Genomic DNA, 16,953 nt, shown 5'->3' with positions numbered 1-16,953 from the left:
TTCCGGCTTGCGCCCGCCCACCGCGGGTTTGCCAAACTGTAAGGCTTCAGGCCGGTCTCCGGGCTTGCGCTGGCTGCTGGAATTCACCTGCAGTTCCATGGAATTCGCCTTCCCATGCCAAGGCACAGTGGCTTGCCGATTCCATCAGTCGCTTACCGTTGCGGGGGCAGCGTCGGACTAGCCTGCTCTGGGCGAGGCGCACCGACTTCCCGTTTCACCTTGCGCACGACGGCGCAAGACACCTGAAACAGCCTTTCTAGAACATCACGAAGGGCAACCGGGCGTCAACTTTGGCGGTTCCATGGGCGTGCATTTGCCTGCTGCGAATTGACCCCCGGGCGGGCACTGCGTAGCCTTGCCGCTTCGAGGTTCTCTGCGCCGAGTCGGCGCCAGAGCTAAGAGGGAACGCGGTGCGATACCGCGGCTGCCCCCGCAACTGTAAGCGACTTGATCTCTTCCTGAGCCACTGCCATGTGCGGGAAGGCGAAGAGAGGGCTCTCCGTAGAGGAGTGTGCCGAGTCGTGAGCCAGGAGACCTGCCTCCGAACTGCATTCACGACAACCGGGCGGGGTGATCCGGTGGCGCACGGCTGACGCGAGCCCGCAAGGTTCGCTCACGCGTCGCACCTGCCCGCCGTTTCGATTCGCCTCGATCCGCACAGGGCTCTCCATGAAAACGCTGGCCAAACTCCCCGTCACCATCGTCACCGGCTTCCTCGGCGCCGGTAAAACCACGCTGCTGCGCCATATGCTCGGCAATGCCGAAGGTCGCCGTATCGCGGTGATCGTCAACGAGTTCGGCGAACTGGGCATCGACGGTGCCATCCTCCAGCAATGCGCCATCGGCTGCAGCGAGGAAGAGGCTGCCGGCCGCGTCTACGAGCTGGCCAACGGCTGCGTGTGCTGCACCGTGCAGGAAGAGTTCTTCCCGGTGATGCGCGAGCTGGTCGCCCGGCGTGGCGACTTCGACCATATCCTCATCGAAACCTCCGGCCTGGCGTTGCCCAAACCGCTGGTACAGGCCTTCAACTGGCCGGAAATCCGCAACGCCTGCACCGTCGACTCGGTGATCACCGTGGTCGACAGCCCGGCCGTGGCCGCCGGCACCTTCGCTGCCTTCCCCGACCAGGTCGATGCGCTGCGCAAGCAGGACCCGAATCTGGATCACGAATCGCCGCTGCACGAGCTGTTCGCCGACCAGCTGGCCAGCGCCGACCTGGTGATTCTCAACAAGACCGATCTGCTGGATGCAGCAGCCCTGGCGGCAGTGCGCGCCGAAGTGGCGGAAGAGCTGCCGGAAGCGGTCAAGGTGATCGAGGCCCAGGGCGGCGAGCTGCCGCTGGACGTGCTGCTCGGCCTGAACAGCGAGACCGAGCTGCATATCGACAGCCGCCGTACCCATCACGACGATGAGGATGAAGACCACGATCACGACGAGTTCGAGTCCTTCTCCGTCGACCTGCCCGAAGCGGAAGAGGCTCGTCTGCTGCAAGCGCTGAAAGAGGCCGTGGCCAAGCACGGCATCCTGCGCATCAAGGGTTTCGCGGCGATCCCGGGCAAGCCCATGCGCCTGCTGGTGCAGGGTGTCGGTCAGCGTTTCGACAAACATTTCGACCGCGCCTGGAAAGCTGACGAGGCACGCATCAGCCGCCTGGTGGTGATCGGCCAGGAGCTGGATCAGGCCGCCATCGAGGAACAGCTGCGGGCAGCACTGGCGTGATCAGCCGACTCCCTCACCCCAGCCCTCTCCCAGTGGGAGAGGGAGCAGAAACGGTGCGCAGCCTGATGTGCCGCGCTGCTTTTCTCCCCTCTACCTGCGGGAGAGGGGCCGGGGGTGAGGGTGCGTCTAGCGGTGGGGAGCACTGACCCATGCACCTGCTGCGCACCCAGCCCGGCGTCGCACTGCCGGCCGACAGCATCGCAGACCTCGGCCAGACCCCGGCCGATCTGGTGATCCTGTGTACCGGCGATTCGCACCTGTCGCTGCTGGCCGAGGTGGCGCGCAGCCTGCCCGAAGACTTCCCCAGCCTGCGCCTGGCCAGCCCGGCGCAGCTACCCAACCACGCCTCGGTGGATTTTTACGTCGAACAGGTGTTGCGCCACGCCAAGGTCATCCTGATCTCGGTGCATGGCGGCGTCAGCTACTGGCGTTACGGAATCGAGCGCCTGGTCGAACTGGCCGGGCAGGGTGCCAAATTGATCCTGGTGCCCGGCGACGACAGTCCCGATCCCGAGCTGACGGGCCTGGGCAATGTGCCGGCCGAGGATAGCCAGCGCCTGTGGCAATACCTGCGCCAAGGTGGCGCGAACAATGCGCGCCAGCTGCTGCACTGCATTGCCAGCCAGTGGCTGGGCCGCGACTACGCCTGGAGCGAACCCAAGGCCCTGCCGCGCACGCTGGTCTATCACCCGCGGCGCGGCCACGCGAGCCTGGCTGACTGGCGCTCTGAGTGGCAGGCCGGGCAACCAGTGGCGGCGCTGCTGTTCTACCGTACCCATGTGCAGGCAGCGAACACCGCCTTCGTCGATACCTTCTGCCAGCGCCTGCAGGCCCAGGGCCTCAACCCGTTGCCGATCGCCGTGGCCAGCCTCAAGGAGGCGGCCTGCCTGGAGCAGGTCGAGGTCTGGTTGGACGAGGCGGGAGTCAGCGTCATCCTCAACACCACCGGCTTCGCCCAGTCCAACCCGGAGGCGCCGCAGGAGCGGCCGTTCCGCCGCGATATTCCGGTATTGCAGGCACTTTGCGCGCTGGACAGCGAGGAGCAGTGGCAGGCCAGCGCGCAAGGCCTCGGCCCACGCGACCTGGCCATGCATATCGCCCTGCCGGAACTAGACGGCCGCCTGATCACCCGGCCGATCAGTTTCAAGGGCCTGGCCTGGCGCAGCGAGCGCAGCCAGAGCGATGTGGTCTGCTACCGCGCGCACTTGCCGGGCATGGATTTCGTCAGCGAGCTGGCGCGGCGCTGGTGCGAGCTGCAGCGCACGCCGGCAGCGGACAAGCGCATCGCCCTGGTGCTGGCCAACTACCCGACCCGCGACGGCCGCATCGGCAACGGCGTCGGCCTGGATACCCCGGCGGCGGCGCTGAATATCCTGCGTGCCCTCGAACAGCAGGGCTATCCAGTCGAGGGCCTGCCGGACAGCGGCACCGCACTGATCCACCAGTTGCTCGGCGGGGTGACCAACGATCTGGATAACCTCGACCTGCGCCCCTGCGCGCAGAGCCTGGCGCTGGACGATTACCAACGCTGCTTCGCGGCGCTGCCTGAGGCCAACCAGCAGGCCGTGCTGGAGCGCTGGGGCGCGCCGCAGAACGATCCGATGTTCCGCAGCGGCCGCCTGATGATCGCCGGCCTGCGCTTCGGCCTGTGCTTCGTTGGCATCCAGCCGGCGCGCGGTTATCAGGTGGACGCCGCAGCGGTCTATCACGACCCCGATCTGGTACCACCGCATGGCTACCTGGCGTTCTACTTCTGGCTGCGCCAGGTGTTCGCCGCCAACGCAGTGATCCATGTCGGCAAGCACGGCAACCTGGAGTGGCTGCCGGGCAAGAGCGTCGGTCTGTCCGAGGGCTGCTGGCCGACGGCGATCCTCGGCCCGCTGCCGAATATCTACCCGTTCATCGTCAACGACCCGGGCGAGGGCGCACAGGCCAAGCGCCGTACCCAGGCGGTGATCATCGACCACCTGATGCCGCCGCTGACCCGCGCCGAAAGCTACGGCCCACTGCGCGACCTGGAGCGCCTGGCTGACGAGTATTACGACGCCAGCCAGCTCGACCTGCGCCGCGCCGCCGAGCTGCGTGGCGAGATCCTGCTCAAGGTGCGCGAGGCCAGCCTGGATCGCGAACTGGGCCTGCAACTGAACGACGACCCGGCCAGTTGGCTGCCGCAGCTCGATGCCTACCTGTGCGACCTCAAGGAATCGCAGATCCGCGATGGCCTGCATGTGTTCGGCGAGTCACCGGTCGGGCAGCTGCGCCGTGACACCTTGCTGGCGCTGCTGCGCATTCCGCGAGGCGACGGTCAGGGCGGCAATGCCAGCCTGCTGCGCGCCCTGAGCCGCGATCTGGAGCTGGGCTTCGATCCGCTCGACTGCGATATGGCGGCGCCCTGGAGCGGCTCGCGTCCCGCGTTGCTGGCGCGTCTGAACGATGAGCCCTGGCGCAACTGCGGCGATACCCGCGAGCGCCTGGAGCTGCTCGGCCTGCGTTTGATCGACGGGACGGATTGCGAATCCGTTGGCCCGGCAAGCGACGCCGTGCTGCACAGCCTGCGTGGGCAGATCGCGCCATTGCTGGATGCCTGCGGCCCGGCGGAAATGCATGGCCTGCTGGCCGCCCTCGACGGTCGCTTCGTGCCTGCCGGCCCGAGTGGCGCGCCGAGTCGCGGGCGTCTCGACGTGCTGCCGACTGGGCGCAATTTCTTCTCGGTGGATGTGCGCAACCTGCCCACGCCGACCGCCTGGCGCCTCGGCGTGCAGGCCAGCGAGCGCCTGCTCGAACGCCATCTGCAGGACGAGGGCGACCACCTGCGCCAGCTCGGCCTGTCGGTGTGGGGCACGGCGACCATGCGCACCGGTGGCGACGATATCGCCCAGGCCCTGGCGCTGATGGGCGTACGCCCGGTGTGGCAGGCTGGCAGCCAGCGGGTCGAGCGTTTCGAGGTGCTGCCGCTGGAGCAGCTCGGTCGGCCCCGGGTCGATGTGACCCTGCGGGTGTCCGGCTTTTTCCGCGATGCCTTCGCCAACCTGATTCGCCTGTTCGACGACGCCGTACAGGCGGTGGCCGAGTTGGACGAGCCGGCTGACATGAACCCGCTGTCGGCGCGGGTCTGGCAGGAAGCGCTGGCCCTGCAGGATGGCGGACTGGATGAACAGCAAGCCCGACGCCAGGCCGGCTGGCGGATCTTCGGCGCCAAGCCCGGGGCCTATGGCGCCGGGGTGCAGAACGCCATCGAGGAGCGCCTGTGGCAGAGCCGCGCCGATCTGGCCGAGGTCTACCTGAACTGGGGCGGCTACGCCTACGGCAAGGGCAGCGGGGGCACACCTGCGCGCGCGCAGTTCGCCGAGCGCCTGGAGCAGCTGCAGGCGGTGCTGCACAACCAGGACAACCGCGAGCACGACATCCTCGATTCCAACGATTACTACCAGTTCCAGGGTGGCATGCTGGCGGCGGTGGAAACCCTGCGCGGCACCAAGGTAGCCAGCTACCACGGTGACAACAGCCAGCCGGACACCCCGCGCATCCGCACCCTCAAGCAGGAGCTGGCCCGCGTGGTGCGTGCCCGCGCGGCCAACCCCAAGTGGATCGAGGGCATGAAGCGCCACGGTTACAAGGGCGCCTTCGAACTGGCGGCGACCATCGACTACCTGTTTGCCTTCGACGCCACCAGCGAGCTGGTCGACGACCATCAGTACGCGCTGCTCACCGATGCCTACCTGCTTGATCGCGACACTCGCGACTTTATCCAGCAGCACAATCCCGGCGCCCTGCAGGATATTCTCGAACGCCTGCTGGAAGCCCAGCAGCGCGGCCTCTGGGAAAACCCCGGCGAGTACCGCGCGGCGCTGGAAAACCTGCTGCTGGATAGCGAGGAATCATGAGCGTCACGCCCAATCCTGTAGGAGCGAGCTCTGCTCGCGAAGTTTTTCTCATCGACCGCAGGGTTCGCGAGCAGGGCTCGCTCCTACGTATTCTGTCGAGTAGCGCCATGCACCTGATAAACGGAACGCAGCCATGACCGACCGCCATTTCCCCCTTGCCGCTGTTGTCGGCGCCGATGCGCTCAAGCTGGCCCTGTGCCTGGTGGCGGTCGATCCGGCTATCGGCGGGGTGCTGATCGAAGGTCCGCGCGGCATGGCCAAGTCGACCCTGGCCCGTGGCCTGGCCGAGCTGCTGCCCAGCGGGCATTTCGTCACCCTGCCGCTGGGCGCCAGCGAGGAGCGCATCGTCGGCACCCTCGATCTGAATGCCGCGCTAGGCGAAGGACGCGCGCAGTTCTCTCCCGGCCTGCTGAGCAAGGCCGATGGCGGCGTGCTGTATGTCGACGAGGTCAACCTGCTGCCGGATCACCTGGTCGACCTGCTGCTGGATGCGGCGGCCAGCGGGGTCAACCATATCGAGCGTGACGGCATTTCCCACCGCCACAGCGCACGCTTCGTGCTGATCGGCACCATGAACGGCGAGGAGGGCGAGCTGCGCCCGCAGCTGCTGGATCGCTTCGGCCTCAACCTGGCCCTGGATGGCCAGCCACAACCGGCGCAGCGGGCCGAGATCATGCGCCGCCGCCTGGCGTTCGACAGCGATCCGCAGGCCTTTCTGCAGACCTGGGACGCTGCCCAGGAGCAGCTGCGCAGTCGCTGCCTGAACGCCCGTGAGAGCCTGAGCGCAATTCCTCTGGACGATGCGGCGCTGGAAGCCATTGCCCAGCGCTGCTTCGCCGCCGGGGTGGATGGCCTGCGTGCCGACCTGGTTTGGCTGCGCGCCGCCCGGGCCCATGCCGCCTGGCGCGGCGCCGAGCGGATCGAGGAGGGCGATATCGATGCGGTGGCCGACTTCGTTCTGCGCCATCGCCGCCGGCATGCGCCACCCGCGCCAGCGCCGCAGCAAGCGCCAAGCCCGTCCGCTGCCAGCGAGCAGAACCCGGTTGAAGGCCAGTGGGGCGAGTTGCCGGCCCAGCCGCAGGCCATGGGTGAGCGGCGCGAGCCGCCGCGCTGGGAAAAAAAGCCCTGAGCATCCGCCCGCGCCAGCCCCTGGGCGCGGATGCCAAACCTAGACCGGGCAGCCTGAGTGGCGGGCGCAGTGGCGCCAGCCGCAGCGGCCTGCTGGGCGCCATCGACTGGCCGACGACCCTGCTCAAGGGTCGCCCGCGCAGTCGCCAGGAGCTGGCCCGGCGCCCGCGTAGCGCGCGTCCGGATGAGCTGTGGCTGGTGCTGGTCGACGCCTCGGCCTCGACTCGTCGCGGCGGCGCCCTGAGCCAGGCCAAGGGCCTGCTCGCCGAAGTATTCGACCAGGCCTACCGTCAGCGCGCGCGCCTGGCGCTGCTGCATGCCAGCGGCAGCCATGGCCAGTGGTTGTGGCAGGGGCAGAAGGCTTCTGCCGAGTTGCGCCAGTGGCTGGCTGATCTCGGTGCCGGCGGTGGTACTCCGCTGCTCGATGCCCTGCAGCAGGCCGCCACCTGGTTGGCGCGGCGCCAGCGCCTGAAACCGGCGGAACAGCAACGCCTGCTGATACTCACCGATGGCCGCCTGCGCGACTGGCCAGCCCTGGCGCCGGCCGATTGCCCGGCGCTGCTGGTGGATATCGAGCGCACCCCGGTGCGCCTGGGGCGCGCTCGCCAGCTGGCCAGCGAGCTGGGCGCCGACTACCGACATATCGACGAGCTGGCGCCCAGTGCCCGCTCCCATACCTGGAACAGACCATGAAAGAACTGCTGCTGGTCGGCATCGGCGCCGGCGACCCGGACTACATCACCCAGCAGGCGATCAAGGCCCTGCGCCGCGCCGACGTGATCTTCCTGATGGACAAGGGCCCGGCCAAGCACAAGCTCAACGCCCTGCGCCGGGAAATCTGCGAACGCTTCTTGGGCGACCACAACCCGCGCTTCGCCGAGGGCCAGCAACCGGAGCGCGAACGTGACGCCGCCGACTACCGCGCCAGCGTCGACGAGCTGAACCGCGACAAGCAGGCGGTGTTCGAGCAACTGATCGACGAGCAGATGGAGGAGGGCGAAGTCGCCGTCTTCATGGTCTGGGGCGACCCCTCGCTGTACGACAGCAGCATCCGCATCATCGAGTCCATCGCCAGTGCACGCAGTGACCTGAGCTACGACGTGATTCCCGGTATCACCAGCCTGCAAGCCCTGACTGCGCGCCACCGCGTACCACTGAACCAGATCGGCCGCGCCGTGGAAATCACCACTGGCCGCCTGCTGGCCGAAGGCTGGCCACAGGGCGTGGACAGCGTGGCGGTGATGCTCGATGCCAAGGACACCTACCTACGCTTTGTTGGCCAGGGCCTGCATATCTATTGGGGAGCGTATGTGGGGACGGCGGACGAGATTCTGATTGCCGGGGCGCTGGATGAGGTGGGGGAGCGGATTGCTGCGACCCGCGCGCAGGCGCGGGAGCGGAATGGCTGGATTATGGATAGTTATTTGCTGCGAAAGAGCAACGCTGGGCAGGCGTGAACAGCTCAAGCAGGATTGTTTGCAATCTCCGCGCATTGGGCAGCAGTCGACCAATGGCGAACGGCCTCGTTTGATCGCCTTTGCCGATCCAGTGAGGCCGAGAGCAAGCCATCAGACAATATCGTCTACTACGCCACCATCGACCCTTAGCGCAGCACCGGTAGTGGCGGACGCCTGGGTTGAGCAGATGTAGACGACCATATTGGCCACTTCATCTACGCTTGCGGCGCGCTGTATCAGGGAAGTGGGGCGATGGGCCATGACAAATTCGGCGGCCACGGCCTCCAGGGTTTTGCCAGAGCGCACCCGTTCCTCCTCAAGCCAGCCTGCCAGGCCGTCCGATAACGTGGGGCCGGGCAACACGCTATTGACGGTGACGCCACTGCCCGCCACACGCTTGGCCAGGCCACGAGACAGCGATAGTTGCGCCGTCTTTGAGACGCCGTAATGGATCATGTCAGCCGGTATGTTGCGACCCGATTCGGACGAAATAAACACTACCCGCCCCCAGCCTCGCTCAACCATGCCCGGGACTAACGCTCGACTCAGCCTGACACCCGACATCACATTGGTTTGCCAGTACTCGCTCCAGCACTCGTCACTGGCTTCAAAGAAATCAACCAGCCCATAAATGCCGGCGTTGTTGACCAGAATGTCCACCGCTGGCGTCGCCGCTAAAAGATGGTTGGCCCCCTCTGCGTTGCCCAGATCCGCCGCGATGCCCGTCAGCTTTGCTTGAGGTACCGATTCGCGTATACGCGACAGCGCTTTCTGCACGGAACTATCGCTACGACCATTGACGATTACGCTGGCGCCAGCCTGTGCGAGGCCTTTGGCAATCGCAAAACCGATGCCACCGGTGGATGCAGTGACCAGCGCGGTCTTGCCTTCAAGATTGATATGCATGCTCTGTCCCCCTCTGGTTGGTGCCGACGGCGGATCAGTCGGTCAGCGGACAGCCTAGTCGGTGATAGAAGTAACTGCTGCCGGTCAGAAGCAGGTGCTAACGATTAAGCTAAGGGGCGGCCAAAAGCGAAGCTTTTGGACGTCCAGCGAACGAAGTGAGCGGCAGTTGAGTGCTGTAATGGACTCCCCCCGCGCCACACTCGAAGTACCGAGTGGCGTGTTCTTGGGAGAGAGTCGATGAAGCGCATCGCAGTTGATTTGGCCAAGTCCGTTTACCAGGTTGCCGAGAGTGTCCGTGCCGGCGAGGTGGCTCAGCGCAAGCGTCTGAATCGAGAGGCATTTGGCCGATATGTACAGGAGCAGGCGGAGGCTGTCGAGTGGGTGATGGAGGCCTGCGGTACGGCCCACTACTGGGGTCGGGTCATGCAGGTGCGTGGGCATAAGGTACTGCTGTTGCATCCCCGCTACGTGCGGCCCTATAGGCGCCGCAACAAGACCGACCGCAACGACTGTGACGCTATTTTGGAAGCGGCACGCTGCCGCGGTATTCACCCGGTGCCGGTGAAGAGCCTGGAGCAGCAGCAACTGCAGCAGCTGCACAACCTGCGTGAGACCTGGAAGCGCAGTCGGGTGCAACGAATCAACCTGCTGCGCGGGATCTTTCGCGAGATGGGCATCGAAGTGCCGGCCAGCACAGCGGCATTTTTGCGGGCCGCCTGTGAGTTGCTGGAGCGCCCGGAGGTTAGCGCCTTGCGCGGCGCGCTGCAGGTGATGCTGGGCGAGATCAACCTGTACGAGCAATCGATGCAGGAGTGCGAAGCGCAACTGGCGCGCTGGCATGCCGAGGATGAAGTCGTGCGTAAGCTCGACGAAGTCAGCGGCATCGGCTTATTGACGGCCAGTGCCCTGAAAACCGCCGTGGGCAATCCGGAGCGCTTTGCCAATGGCCGCCAGCTCAGTGCCTGGCTGGGTATGACCCCGAGAGAACACAGCAGCGGCGAGCGCCGCCATCTGGGGCATATCAGCCGGCAGGGCAATGTCTATGTGCGAACGCTGCTGATCCACGGCTCCCGTGCCGCCCTGTTGGCCGCCCAGCGCTGCCAGGCCCGAACGCCCGAGCGTATGACCGCGTTGCAGCGCTGGGCAACACACACGGCGGCACGCATTGGGCCGAACAAAGCGGCGGTAGCGTTGGCCAACAAGCTGGTAAGGATTTGCTGGGCCGTGTGGTGTCACCAAAGGCGCTTCAGCGGCAACTGGCAAAGCATGCCGCCCGCCTGACGGCGAGCGGGTGATCAATAGTGGTTGTGGTGGGAAGTCGCACTGTCGGAATGGGCGAGTCCAGCAGCGGAGCAAGGCCGATAACAATGCTGATCCTCGTGATCGCTTGAGCGCTTGGCCCCCGCTGCGCGAACTACAGAATGGCTAGGGCGTAGAGCCCATGAAAGGCCGGATATACGCATGCAACCGCACCGACGGCAGGGCAGATCAAACGCTTTGCCCACTACTTGTGGGGAGAGTCCATATACGCATTGTTAGGCGTGTAGCTGATAGTGCCAGGTTCCTCATCGGGTGCTACCCGGCCACTTGCTCATCAATGCATCGAACTCAACTTGCTCTCCGTAGGCGCTTGCCCCCGGCGTGTCATCTCTACGGAAGATCAACCTGTGACCGATGTGCTCAAAAAGAAAAACTTGGACGGCTTGCCAGCAAGTCTCACCGCCATGCCACTTCCTCTCTTTCTCCGAGAAAAGTCTAAGCGTAAGCATATCGACATGCTGGATTGGCTTTCCGAATGAAAGAGACTGTTCGCAGTCAAGACAGTCAAGTTGAATATAGGTACCCATAGATGTCTCGCTAGTGCCTAACGATTAAGCTAACGGGCGGCCAAAAGCGCAGCTTTTGGGCGTCCAGCGAACGAAGTGAGCGTTAGTTGAGCGACTTGTTAGAGCCGAACGCCTTGGGGTCATATTTTGATTTGTCTTCTTGCTTATATAGCTTGTCAACTGGAAGATTGTCGAAGAGCTCATATTCTGTGACCAAAGGCTTGAATTTTTCTACCCCGTACCTTGCAAGGCAATTATAGAAGAGAACTAGAAGTTCGTAGTCTGAGAGCTGTGCTCTTACGATGTTTGCATACTGCTTTTTGTCTTTAATGTCAGAGTCGCTGATGTATTTGAAAATTGTATATAAGGATCTGAAATAATGGCCGAGTTCTTTGTGCCATTTACTCCAGAAATAATCATATGCATCTTCGAATTTCTTGGCTTCTTCTTTGTCTTTATGATTCGTATCTTGATAATGAAGTGTGCCGGTGAGTTTTTCGTAAAAGAATTTAAAGCAATCGCGCCCCTCGGTTAAGAATTCGGTTCCATCGTCATTCTTTTTCTTTAGGTCAATTGAGGCTGTTAAGTCGACGTGTAATCTAATCATTTCAAACAATATATTTTCAAAGTGCTGCTGTTTGAATTCATTTTTCTGCTGCGCAATGGTCAGGATTAGCCCGCCCAGTGCAAGGCCGTTGAATAGAGATGTTAGAACACCGAAGCTATCCCCAAATACACCAGACTTTGAAACGGAGAGCTCCTCTATGGGCCAGATAAACCCTAAAAGAGAGGCTAGAAATCCGAGAAATACGAGAGTGATTGCGCCAAAAACTAGCCATGGATTTGAGAAGTTCATTATGTTGGCTCTAACGTTTGGTTAAGGGGCCGCGGAACGCGGTCCCGAGCGAGCGAAGCGAGCGGCTTGAACCAGTTGTTAGGCAGCGGGCATCGAGCCGGGCGCAGGCGATGAATACCGCACTGTGGCCAACCCGCCAGGGCCTTGCAAGCAACTGATTCGTTTTTGCTGGGCACTCACTCATGCGAGCTGTACGGCCCGATACGGCGTTGCAGGTAGAAGACCTTGGCGCGGTGTGTGGGCGGGAGCCAAGCAGAAGGTGCGAATTGGGTGCCAACCGGCCGCGAGATGCGCCGGAAGTAAGTTTGATATTGTGACTAACTGACGCAACTTCCATGTTAGCACCGATATTAAAAGTGACTGACGCCTAACGTTTGGTTAAGGGGCCGGCTTTAGCCGGTCCCGAGTGAGCGAAGCGAACGACTTGAACCATTTGTTAGGCTTGACTATGTGTATTTATATTTTCATGTGCGCAGTATGCAGCTATAAATAGACTCAGTGACCACAGGTATGCGCCATAAGTAAATTTCATTTTCCCAGCGCCTTGTGGTGTCATGCCTACTTTATTGATAAGTATCACTGGCGCTGCAGATAGCATAATGAAGAAAATATGGGGAAAGGCGAATCGTATTTTGTGGTTGTTTAGTGCACAGAATATTATGTAGCCGTAGGATATGTTTGTATACCATCGAGGCTCTAGTGCAATTAGCCCGATCCAACCAGTGAATAAAATTTCTGCGCCAAAGACTGATTTGTCAGTGTAACTATGCGGGTCATAATAAGCTGGAAGGCACAGGCTGATAAAGAACAAGGCTAGTGATATATGAGGGAGTTTTGCTCGAATGTCCAATTTGAGTGCCTAACGTTTGGCTAAGGGGCCGGCTTCGCCGGTCCCGAGTGAGCGGAGCGAACGACTTGAGCCAATTGTTAGATTGCCCAGCCGTACGCTGCAAGTGAGGCCAGCGCCGAGCTTGATCGACGGAACGCACGGCGTGTCGGTTTTGGCCCCGGAAGTTATTTGTGATGTGCACATTCTTTGAAAGCAACTCCTTTGCTGGCCACAAATAACGGCCTCTACTGCCAGGCGACCATTCGATTCAGGAACACCGCGCTGATGCGGTGATTGTGTTTCCTGGCTCGGTGCTGAATAACCAATATTGCCCTTGCGCCTAACTATAAGTAGACGACACATACGGGGTAATTTTTTACGCCACTTGTGTCGGATAATGTTCCTTGTTCATGCGTAACTCCTTGATTGGCTTGAGTAGCGCGCTAGATACGCGACATGAGGCCAGGGGGAAAAGCGACATGGATTTTGGCACACTACTTATGGATCACCTGCATGTCCATGGTCTGCTATTCACTGTGCAGGCCAATAAACGTCATCACAGTTGCCGGATGCGGCTTCCTCAAGCGAGTATCCCCCAATCTCGCAGTAAGGAAGCCCTCAGATGAATCCTCACCAAACCCAGGTAGACCTCGCCAAGGCCTACCGCCTGCTCAACCACGGCCCCACCGTCCTGGTCTCCGCTCGCCACGATGGCGTCGACAACGTGATGGCCGCCGCCTGGGCCTGCGTGCTCGACTTCGCCCCACCCAAGCTCACCGTGGTGCTGGACAAGGCCACCCGCACCCGCGAGCTGCTTGAGCGCAGCGGCCGCTTCGTGATCCAGGTGCCGACGGCGGCGCAGCTGCAGCTGACCAACGCGGTCGGCAACCACAGCCTCAAGGACGATCCGGACAAACTGGCCAAGGCCGGCGTCGAGCTGTTCGACATGCCTGGCCATGATCTGCCGTTCGTGGCGGGTTGCTCGGCCTGGATGGCCTGCGAGCTGATCGCCGAACCACACAACCAGAACGCCTACGACCTGTTCATCGGTGAGATAGTCGGCGCCTGGGCGGATGACCGGGTGTTTCGTGACGGCCGCTGGCACTTCGAGGCGGCCGACCCGGACTGGCGCAGTCTGCATCATGTGGCCGGCGGGCATTTCTATGCCATCGGCGAGGCGCTCAAGGCCTAGCGGCCTTCGCCCTCGACGAAGTTCGCCAAGTGCCGGGCGCACAGCTGCGGGTATTGCAGGTGTGGGCCGTGGCCGGAGCTGGGCAGGGTGAGCAGTTGCAGGGTCGGCAGCGCGCCGCTGAGGGCGTGCCAGTTCTCCACCGGAAAAACGATGTCGTGGCTGCCGCCGATGTGCAGCACGGGAATCTGCGTGCGCTTGAGTGCGTCCAGCAGCGGTGGCACCGGCAGTGTCGGGTTGCGCGGCCCGTCGCCCAGCTGCCGGCCGGCCCACTCATGGGGCACCGCTGGGCACTGGCCCTCGACCCGCGCGGCGATGCGTGTGGCCGACTGCGCAGCGGCCGCGCGGCTTTCCGGGGACAGCGGCTCGAAGAACAGGTGGACGAAGTCTTCGAAGTCGTTTTCCCGCCGTGCCAGTTCGTAGAACAGCGGTTCGCCGGTGCGCACCAGTTCGCCAGGCGGGGTGGTGCCGAACAGTACCAGGTGGCTGAGCAGCTGCGGTGCCTGCAGGAACACCAGCTGGGCGGCGATGCCACCGAGCGACCAGCCGCCAAGCACCAGACGCTGCAGGCCGAGGGCGGCGATCAGCTCGAGGGGGTCGCGGGCCAGGCGCGCCGGGTCGTAACTGGGTTCGCCGCCGGACAGGCCGAGGCCGCTGTAGTCGAACACATGCACTTGGAAGCCCTGCTCGGCAAGGCTGTCGAGGAACAGCGGATCCCAGGAGTCCATGGTGCCGCGAAAGCGCACGCATAGCAGCAGCGGTATGCCTTGGCCGATCACCCGATAGGCCAGGCGGCCGTTGACCTCGACGAACTGGTTGGGAACCTGGTGGGCAGGCAGGTGCGGCATGGCGACGGACTCCTGTGCGGGACTGCGAAGAGCGTAGTCGCTGGGCGCGCCGGGCAAGCTGGTGTGGCGCTATTGGTACGTCATTTGGCTGTCATGGGCCTTTGATAATTTTGTCATCTGCCGAGTTGGGCGATGCCGCCCCTGACCCTCATCCTGCCCTTGGAGCGCTTCGCCCCATGCTCTGTGCCGAGCTGAAGTCCTTCCACATGGTTGCCCGGCTGGGCAGCATCACCCAGGCGGCGAAGAAGCTCGGCCTCAGCCAGCCGACTGTGACCACACAGATCCGCCAGCTGGAAGGGCAGTACGGGGTCGAGCTGTTCTACCGTGGCGGCCGCCGCCTGACCCTCAGCGACGAAGGCGCGCGCCTGCTGCCGATGGTGCAGAAGCTGCTGCAGCAGGAAGCCGACATCGAGTTCTTCCTGCGCAACAGTGGCCAGGTGCAGGGCGCGCTGCGCATCGGCGCCACCGCGCCTTACTACGTGCTCGATCTGGTCAAGAGCTTCCGCACGCAGTTCCCGCAGTGCGAGGTGACCCTGGAGATCGGCAACTCGCTGCAGGTGATCGAGGCGCTGGAGGACTACCGGGTGGATCTCGCCGCCTCCTCGCAACTGGTCGAGGATGCGCGCCTGACCCGCCTGGTGCTGGGCCACGACCCGCTGGTGCTGGCCGTACATCGTCAGCATCCGCTGGCCAGCCACGAGCGTGTGCCGCTGAGCGCGCTGGCCGGGCACTGCCTGCTGATGCGCGAGCGCGGCTCGACCACCCGGGTGCTCAGCGAGGCGTTGCTGCGCGAGGCTGGCGTGGCCAGCGGGCCGCTGCTGGAGATCGGCAGCCGCGAGTCGATCCGCGAGGCGGTGCTCCGCAACATCGGCATCAGCATCATCGCCCGCCACGAGGTGCCGGAGAGCCCGCAGCTCAAGGTGGTCGAGCTGGAAGGCGCGCCGCTGATCGCCGAATACCTGTACTGCCTCAAGGAGCGCCGCCAGGCACGGTTGCCGGCGGCCTTTCTCGCTCTGGCTCGCCAGGCTATTTAGGGCGCGCTTTGCCCCTCTCCCTCCGGGAGAGGGGCAGGGGTGAGGGGCGCTACAGGCGACTCGTGGGTTTCCCTCACCCGGGCCCTCTCCCTGGGGGAGAGGGAATCACTACGCAAATCCACCGATGCCACTATCGGCAGCTTTTGCCCAACTGCCATAAAGCTTTCGTACTGCCTGCCTAGCATGGCCCTCGTCCGAGCTGATCGCTCCACGAGGTTTTGCCATGGCTACGCCGCTTTCCGTGAACATGCAGGTACGCGACATCCACAAGGGCTTCGGCGCCTTCAAGGCGCTGGACGGGGTGTCGCTGGATATCGCCGCCGGCGAGCTGGTGTGCCTGCTGGGCCCGTCCGGCTGCGGCAAGACCACCTTGCTGCGCTGCATCGCCGGGCTGGAGCGCCAGGATCACGGCAGCATCCTGATCGGCTCGCGGGATGTTTCCCTGCTGCCGCCGCAGGCCCGCGACTACGGCATCCTGTTCCAGTCCTACGCGCTGTTTCCCAACCTGACGGTGGAGCAGAACATCGGCTACGGCCTGGCCGGCAACCATCGCGAAACCATCCGTAACCGGGTGGCTGAAATGCTCGAGCTGGTTGGCCTGAGCGGCAGCGAGAAGAAGTACCCCGGCCAGCTCTCCGGCGGCCAGCAGCAGCGCGTGGCCCTGGCCCGTGCGCTGGCACCGGCACCTTCGCTGCTGTTGCTTGATGAGCCGATGTCGGCCCTCGATGCGCGGGTGCGCGAGCACCTGTGCGGCGAGCTGCGCCAGCTGCAGAAGCGCCTGGGCATCACCACCCTGATGGTCACCCACAACCAGGACGAGGCCATGCTGATGGCCGACCGCATCGCGGTGATCAACCACGGTCGCGTCGAGCAGTTTGCCTGCCCGCAGGATATCTACCGCGCGCCGGCCACGCCGTTCGTGGCCGAGTTCGTCGGTCAGGGCAACTGGCTGCCGTTCGAGCGGGGCGAGCATGGCCATGTGCGCGTCGGCGACCTCAGCCTGCGCCTGCACGGCGAGGAGCGGCACGAGCGCGGCCGGCTGTTCTGCCGCCCGGAAGCGGTGGTGATCAACCCGCCAGTGCACGAGGACAACCTGTTCAGCGCGCAGATGCGCGAGATCACCTTCCTCGGCAACCGCTGCCGCCTGAGTTTCGAACTGGATGCACTGCCGGGGCACAACCTGCTCGCCGAGCTGGAACCGCAGGCCATGCCCAAACTGGCCGGCGCGGAAATCTGGGTAGCGCTGCCGCCGCGCAGCCTGCAGGTGTTCGCCTGAT

The 16,953-nt window shown here is 63.6% G+C and carries 13 protein-coding genes and 2 riboswitches; of the genes, 10 read left to right on the top strand and 3 right to left on the bottom strand.

Features of this window, described 5'->3' with window-relative positions; translation table 11 throughout:
• Positions 1-32: 32 nt before the first annotated feature.
• Positions 33-261, bottom strand: a riboswitch (cobalamin riboswitch).
• Positions 262-349: 88 nt separating this feature from the next.
• Positions 350-557: riboswitch (cobalamin riboswitch) on the top strand.
• A gap of 112 nt (positions 558-669) precedes the next feature.
• From cobW to cobF, 5 genes are all read left to right on the top strand, one after another.
• Positions 670-1,719: a cobalamin biosynthesis protein CobW gene (gene cobW / locus A9179_RS11600; RefSeq protein ID WP_187805955.1), complete on the top strand. Its 1,050-nt coding sequence runs from the start codon at positions 670-672 to the stop codon at positions 1,717-1,719.
• A 149-nt stretch (positions 1,720-1,868) separates the two neighbouring features.
• Positions 1,869-5,603, top strand: a complete 3,735-nt coding sequence (gene cobN / locus A9179_RS11595) for a cobaltochelatase subunit CobN (RefSeq protein WP_187805954.1) — start codon at positions 1,869-1,871, stop codon at positions 5,601-5,603.
• A 133-nt stretch (positions 5,604-5,736) separates the two neighbouring features.
• Positions 5,737-6,732, top strand: a complete 996-nt coding sequence (locus A9179_RS11590) for an ATP-binding protein (protein ID WP_187805953.1) — start codon at positions 5,737-5,739, stop codon at positions 6,730-6,732.
• Between the two features lie 20 nt (positions 6,733-6,752).
• A complete protein-coding gene (locus A9179_RS11585; RefSeq protein WP_187808568.1) occupies positions 6,753-7,424 on the top strand; it encodes a vWA domain-containing protein in 672 nt (223 codons plus the stop codon).
• On the top strand, positions 7,421-8,188 hold the full coding sequence (gene cobF, locus A9179_RS11580; RefSeq protein ID WP_187805952.1) for a precorrin-6A synthase (deacetylating): 768 nt from the start codon (positions 7,421-7,423) through the stop codon (positions 8,186-8,188). The genes A9179_RS11585 and cobF overlap by 4 nt, the downstream gene beginning before the upstream one ends.
• Before the next feature lie 111 nt (positions 8,189-8,299).
• Here cobF and A9179_RS11575 read toward each other — a convergent pair whose 3' ends face one another.
• Positions 8,300-9,094 carry an SDR family NAD(P)-dependent oxidoreductase gene (locus tag A9179_RS11575; protein WP_187805951.1) on the bottom strand — a complete coding sequence of 265 codons (795 nt, stop codon included), beginning with the start codon at positions 9,092-9,094 and terminating at the stop codon, positions 8,300-8,302.
• Between the two features lie 237 nt (positions 9,095-9,331).
• Between A9179_RS11575 and A9179_RS11570 the strand changes: the two genes are divergently transcribed.
• Entirely contained in the window at positions 9,332-10,375 is a 1,044-nt protein-coding gene (locus tag A9179_RS11570; protein ID WP_187805950.1) for an IS110 family RNA-guided transposase, read from the top strand.
• A 386-nt stretch (positions 10,376-10,761) separates the two neighbouring features.
• A complete protein-coding gene (locus tag A9179_RS22995) occupies positions 10,762-10,893 on the top strand; it encodes a hypothetical protein (RefSeq protein ID WP_262410579.1) in 132 nt (43 codons plus the stop codon).
• Between the two features lie 130 nt (positions 10,894-11,023).
• Here the strand turns inward: A9179_RS22995 and A9179_RS11565 are convergent, their stop codons facing one another.
• Complete coding sequence (locus tag A9179_RS11565; protein ID WP_187805949.1) at positions 11,024-11,776, bottom strand: putative phage abortive infection protein; 753 nt, start codon at positions 11,774-11,776, stop codon at positions 11,024-11,026.
• A gap of 1,451 nt (positions 11,777-13,227) precedes the next feature.
• Between A9179_RS11565 and A9179_RS11560 the strand changes: the two genes are divergently transcribed.
• A complete protein-coding gene (locus A9179_RS11560; RefSeq protein WP_187805948.1) occupies positions 13,228-13,797 on the top strand; it encodes a flavin reductase family protein in 570 nt (189 codons plus the stop codon).
• On the opposite strand, the gene A9179_RS11555 is transcribed toward A9179_RS11560, so the two are convergent.
• The gene (locus tag A9179_RS11555) at positions 13,794-14,642 is read right to left on the bottom strand and encodes an alpha/beta fold hydrolase (protein WP_187805947.1); all 849 of its coding nucleotides are present in this window, start codon (positions 14,640-14,642) and stop codon (positions 13,794-13,796) included. The genes A9179_RS11560 and A9179_RS11555 overlap by 4 nt on opposite strands.
• Before the next feature lie 176 nt (positions 14,643-14,818).
• On the opposite strand from A9179_RS11555, the gene A9179_RS11550 reads away from it, so the two are divergent.
• Together A9179_RS11550 and A9179_RS11545 are read left to right on the top strand one after the other, a co-directional pair.
• Complete coding sequence (locus A9179_RS11550; RefSeq protein WP_187805946.1) at positions 14,819-15,676, top strand: LysR family transcriptional regulator; 858 nt, start codon at positions 14,819-14,821, stop codon at positions 15,674-15,676.
• A 223-nt stretch (positions 15,677-15,899) separates the two neighbouring features.
• Positions 15,900-16,952 carry a putative 2-aminoethylphosphonate ABC transporter ATP-binding protein gene (locus tag A9179_RS11545; protein WP_187805945.1) on the top strand — a complete coding sequence of 351 codons (1,053 nt, stop codon included), beginning with the start codon at positions 15,900-15,902 and terminating at the stop codon, positions 16,950-16,952.
• The last annotated feature ends 1 nt before the right edge of the window (position 16,953 follow it).

Origin of the sequence: Pseudomonas alcaligenes, from assembly GCF_014490745.1 — a bacterium.
Taxonomy (GTDB): Bacteria; Pseudomonadota; Gammaproteobacteria; order Pseudomonadales; family Pseudomonadaceae; genus Aquipseudomonas; species Aquipseudomonas alcaligenes_C.
This window is presented reverse-complemented; position numbering and strand designations above follow the sequence as displayed.

Excerpts from the sequence above, each read along its gene's own strand:
- A9179_RS11565 (WP_187805949.1), bottom strand. The coding sequence starts at position 11,776 with ATGAACTTCTCAAATCCATGGCTAGTTTTTGGCGCAATCACTCTCGTA.
- A9179_RS11555 (WP_187805947.1), bottom strand. The coding sequence starts at position 14,642 with ATGCCGCACCTGCCTGCCCACCAGGTTCCCAACCAGTTCGTCGAGGTC.
- cobN (WP_187805954.1), top strand. The coding sequence starts at position 1,869 with ATGCACCTGCTGCGCACCCAGCCCGGCGTCGCACTGCCGGCCGACAGC.
- cobW (WP_187805955.1), top strand. The coding sequence starts at position 670 with ATGAAAACGCTGGCCAAACTCCCCGTCACCATCGTCACCGGCTTCCTC.
- A9179_RS11560 (WP_187805948.1), top strand. The coding sequence starts at position 13,228 with ATGAATCCTCACCAAACCCAGGTAGACCTCGCCAAGGCCTACCGCCTG.
- cobF (WP_187805952.1), top strand. The coding sequence starts at position 7,421 with ATGAAAGAACTGCTGCTGGTCGGCATCGGCGCCGGCGACCCGGACTAC.
- A9179_RS11570 (WP_187805950.1), top strand. The coding sequence starts at position 9,332 with ATGAAGCGCATCGCAGTTGATTTGGCCAAGTCCGTTTACCAGGTTGCC.
- A9179_RS11545 (WP_187805945.1), top strand. The coding sequence starts at position 15,900 with ATGGCTACGCCGCTTTCCGTGAACATGCAGGTACGCGACATCCACAAG.
- A9179_RS11590 (WP_187805953.1), top strand. The coding sequence starts at position 5,737 with ATGACCGACCGCCATTTCCCCCTTGCCGCTGTTGTCGGCGCCGATGCG.
- A9179_RS11550 (WP_187805946.1), top strand. The coding sequence starts at position 14,819 with ATGCTCTGTGCCGAGCTGAAGTCCTTCCACATGGTTGCCCGGCTGGGC.
- A9179_RS11575 (WP_187805951.1), bottom strand. The coding sequence starts at position 9,094 with ATGCATATCAATCTTGAAGGCAAGACCGCGCTGGTCACTGCATCCACC.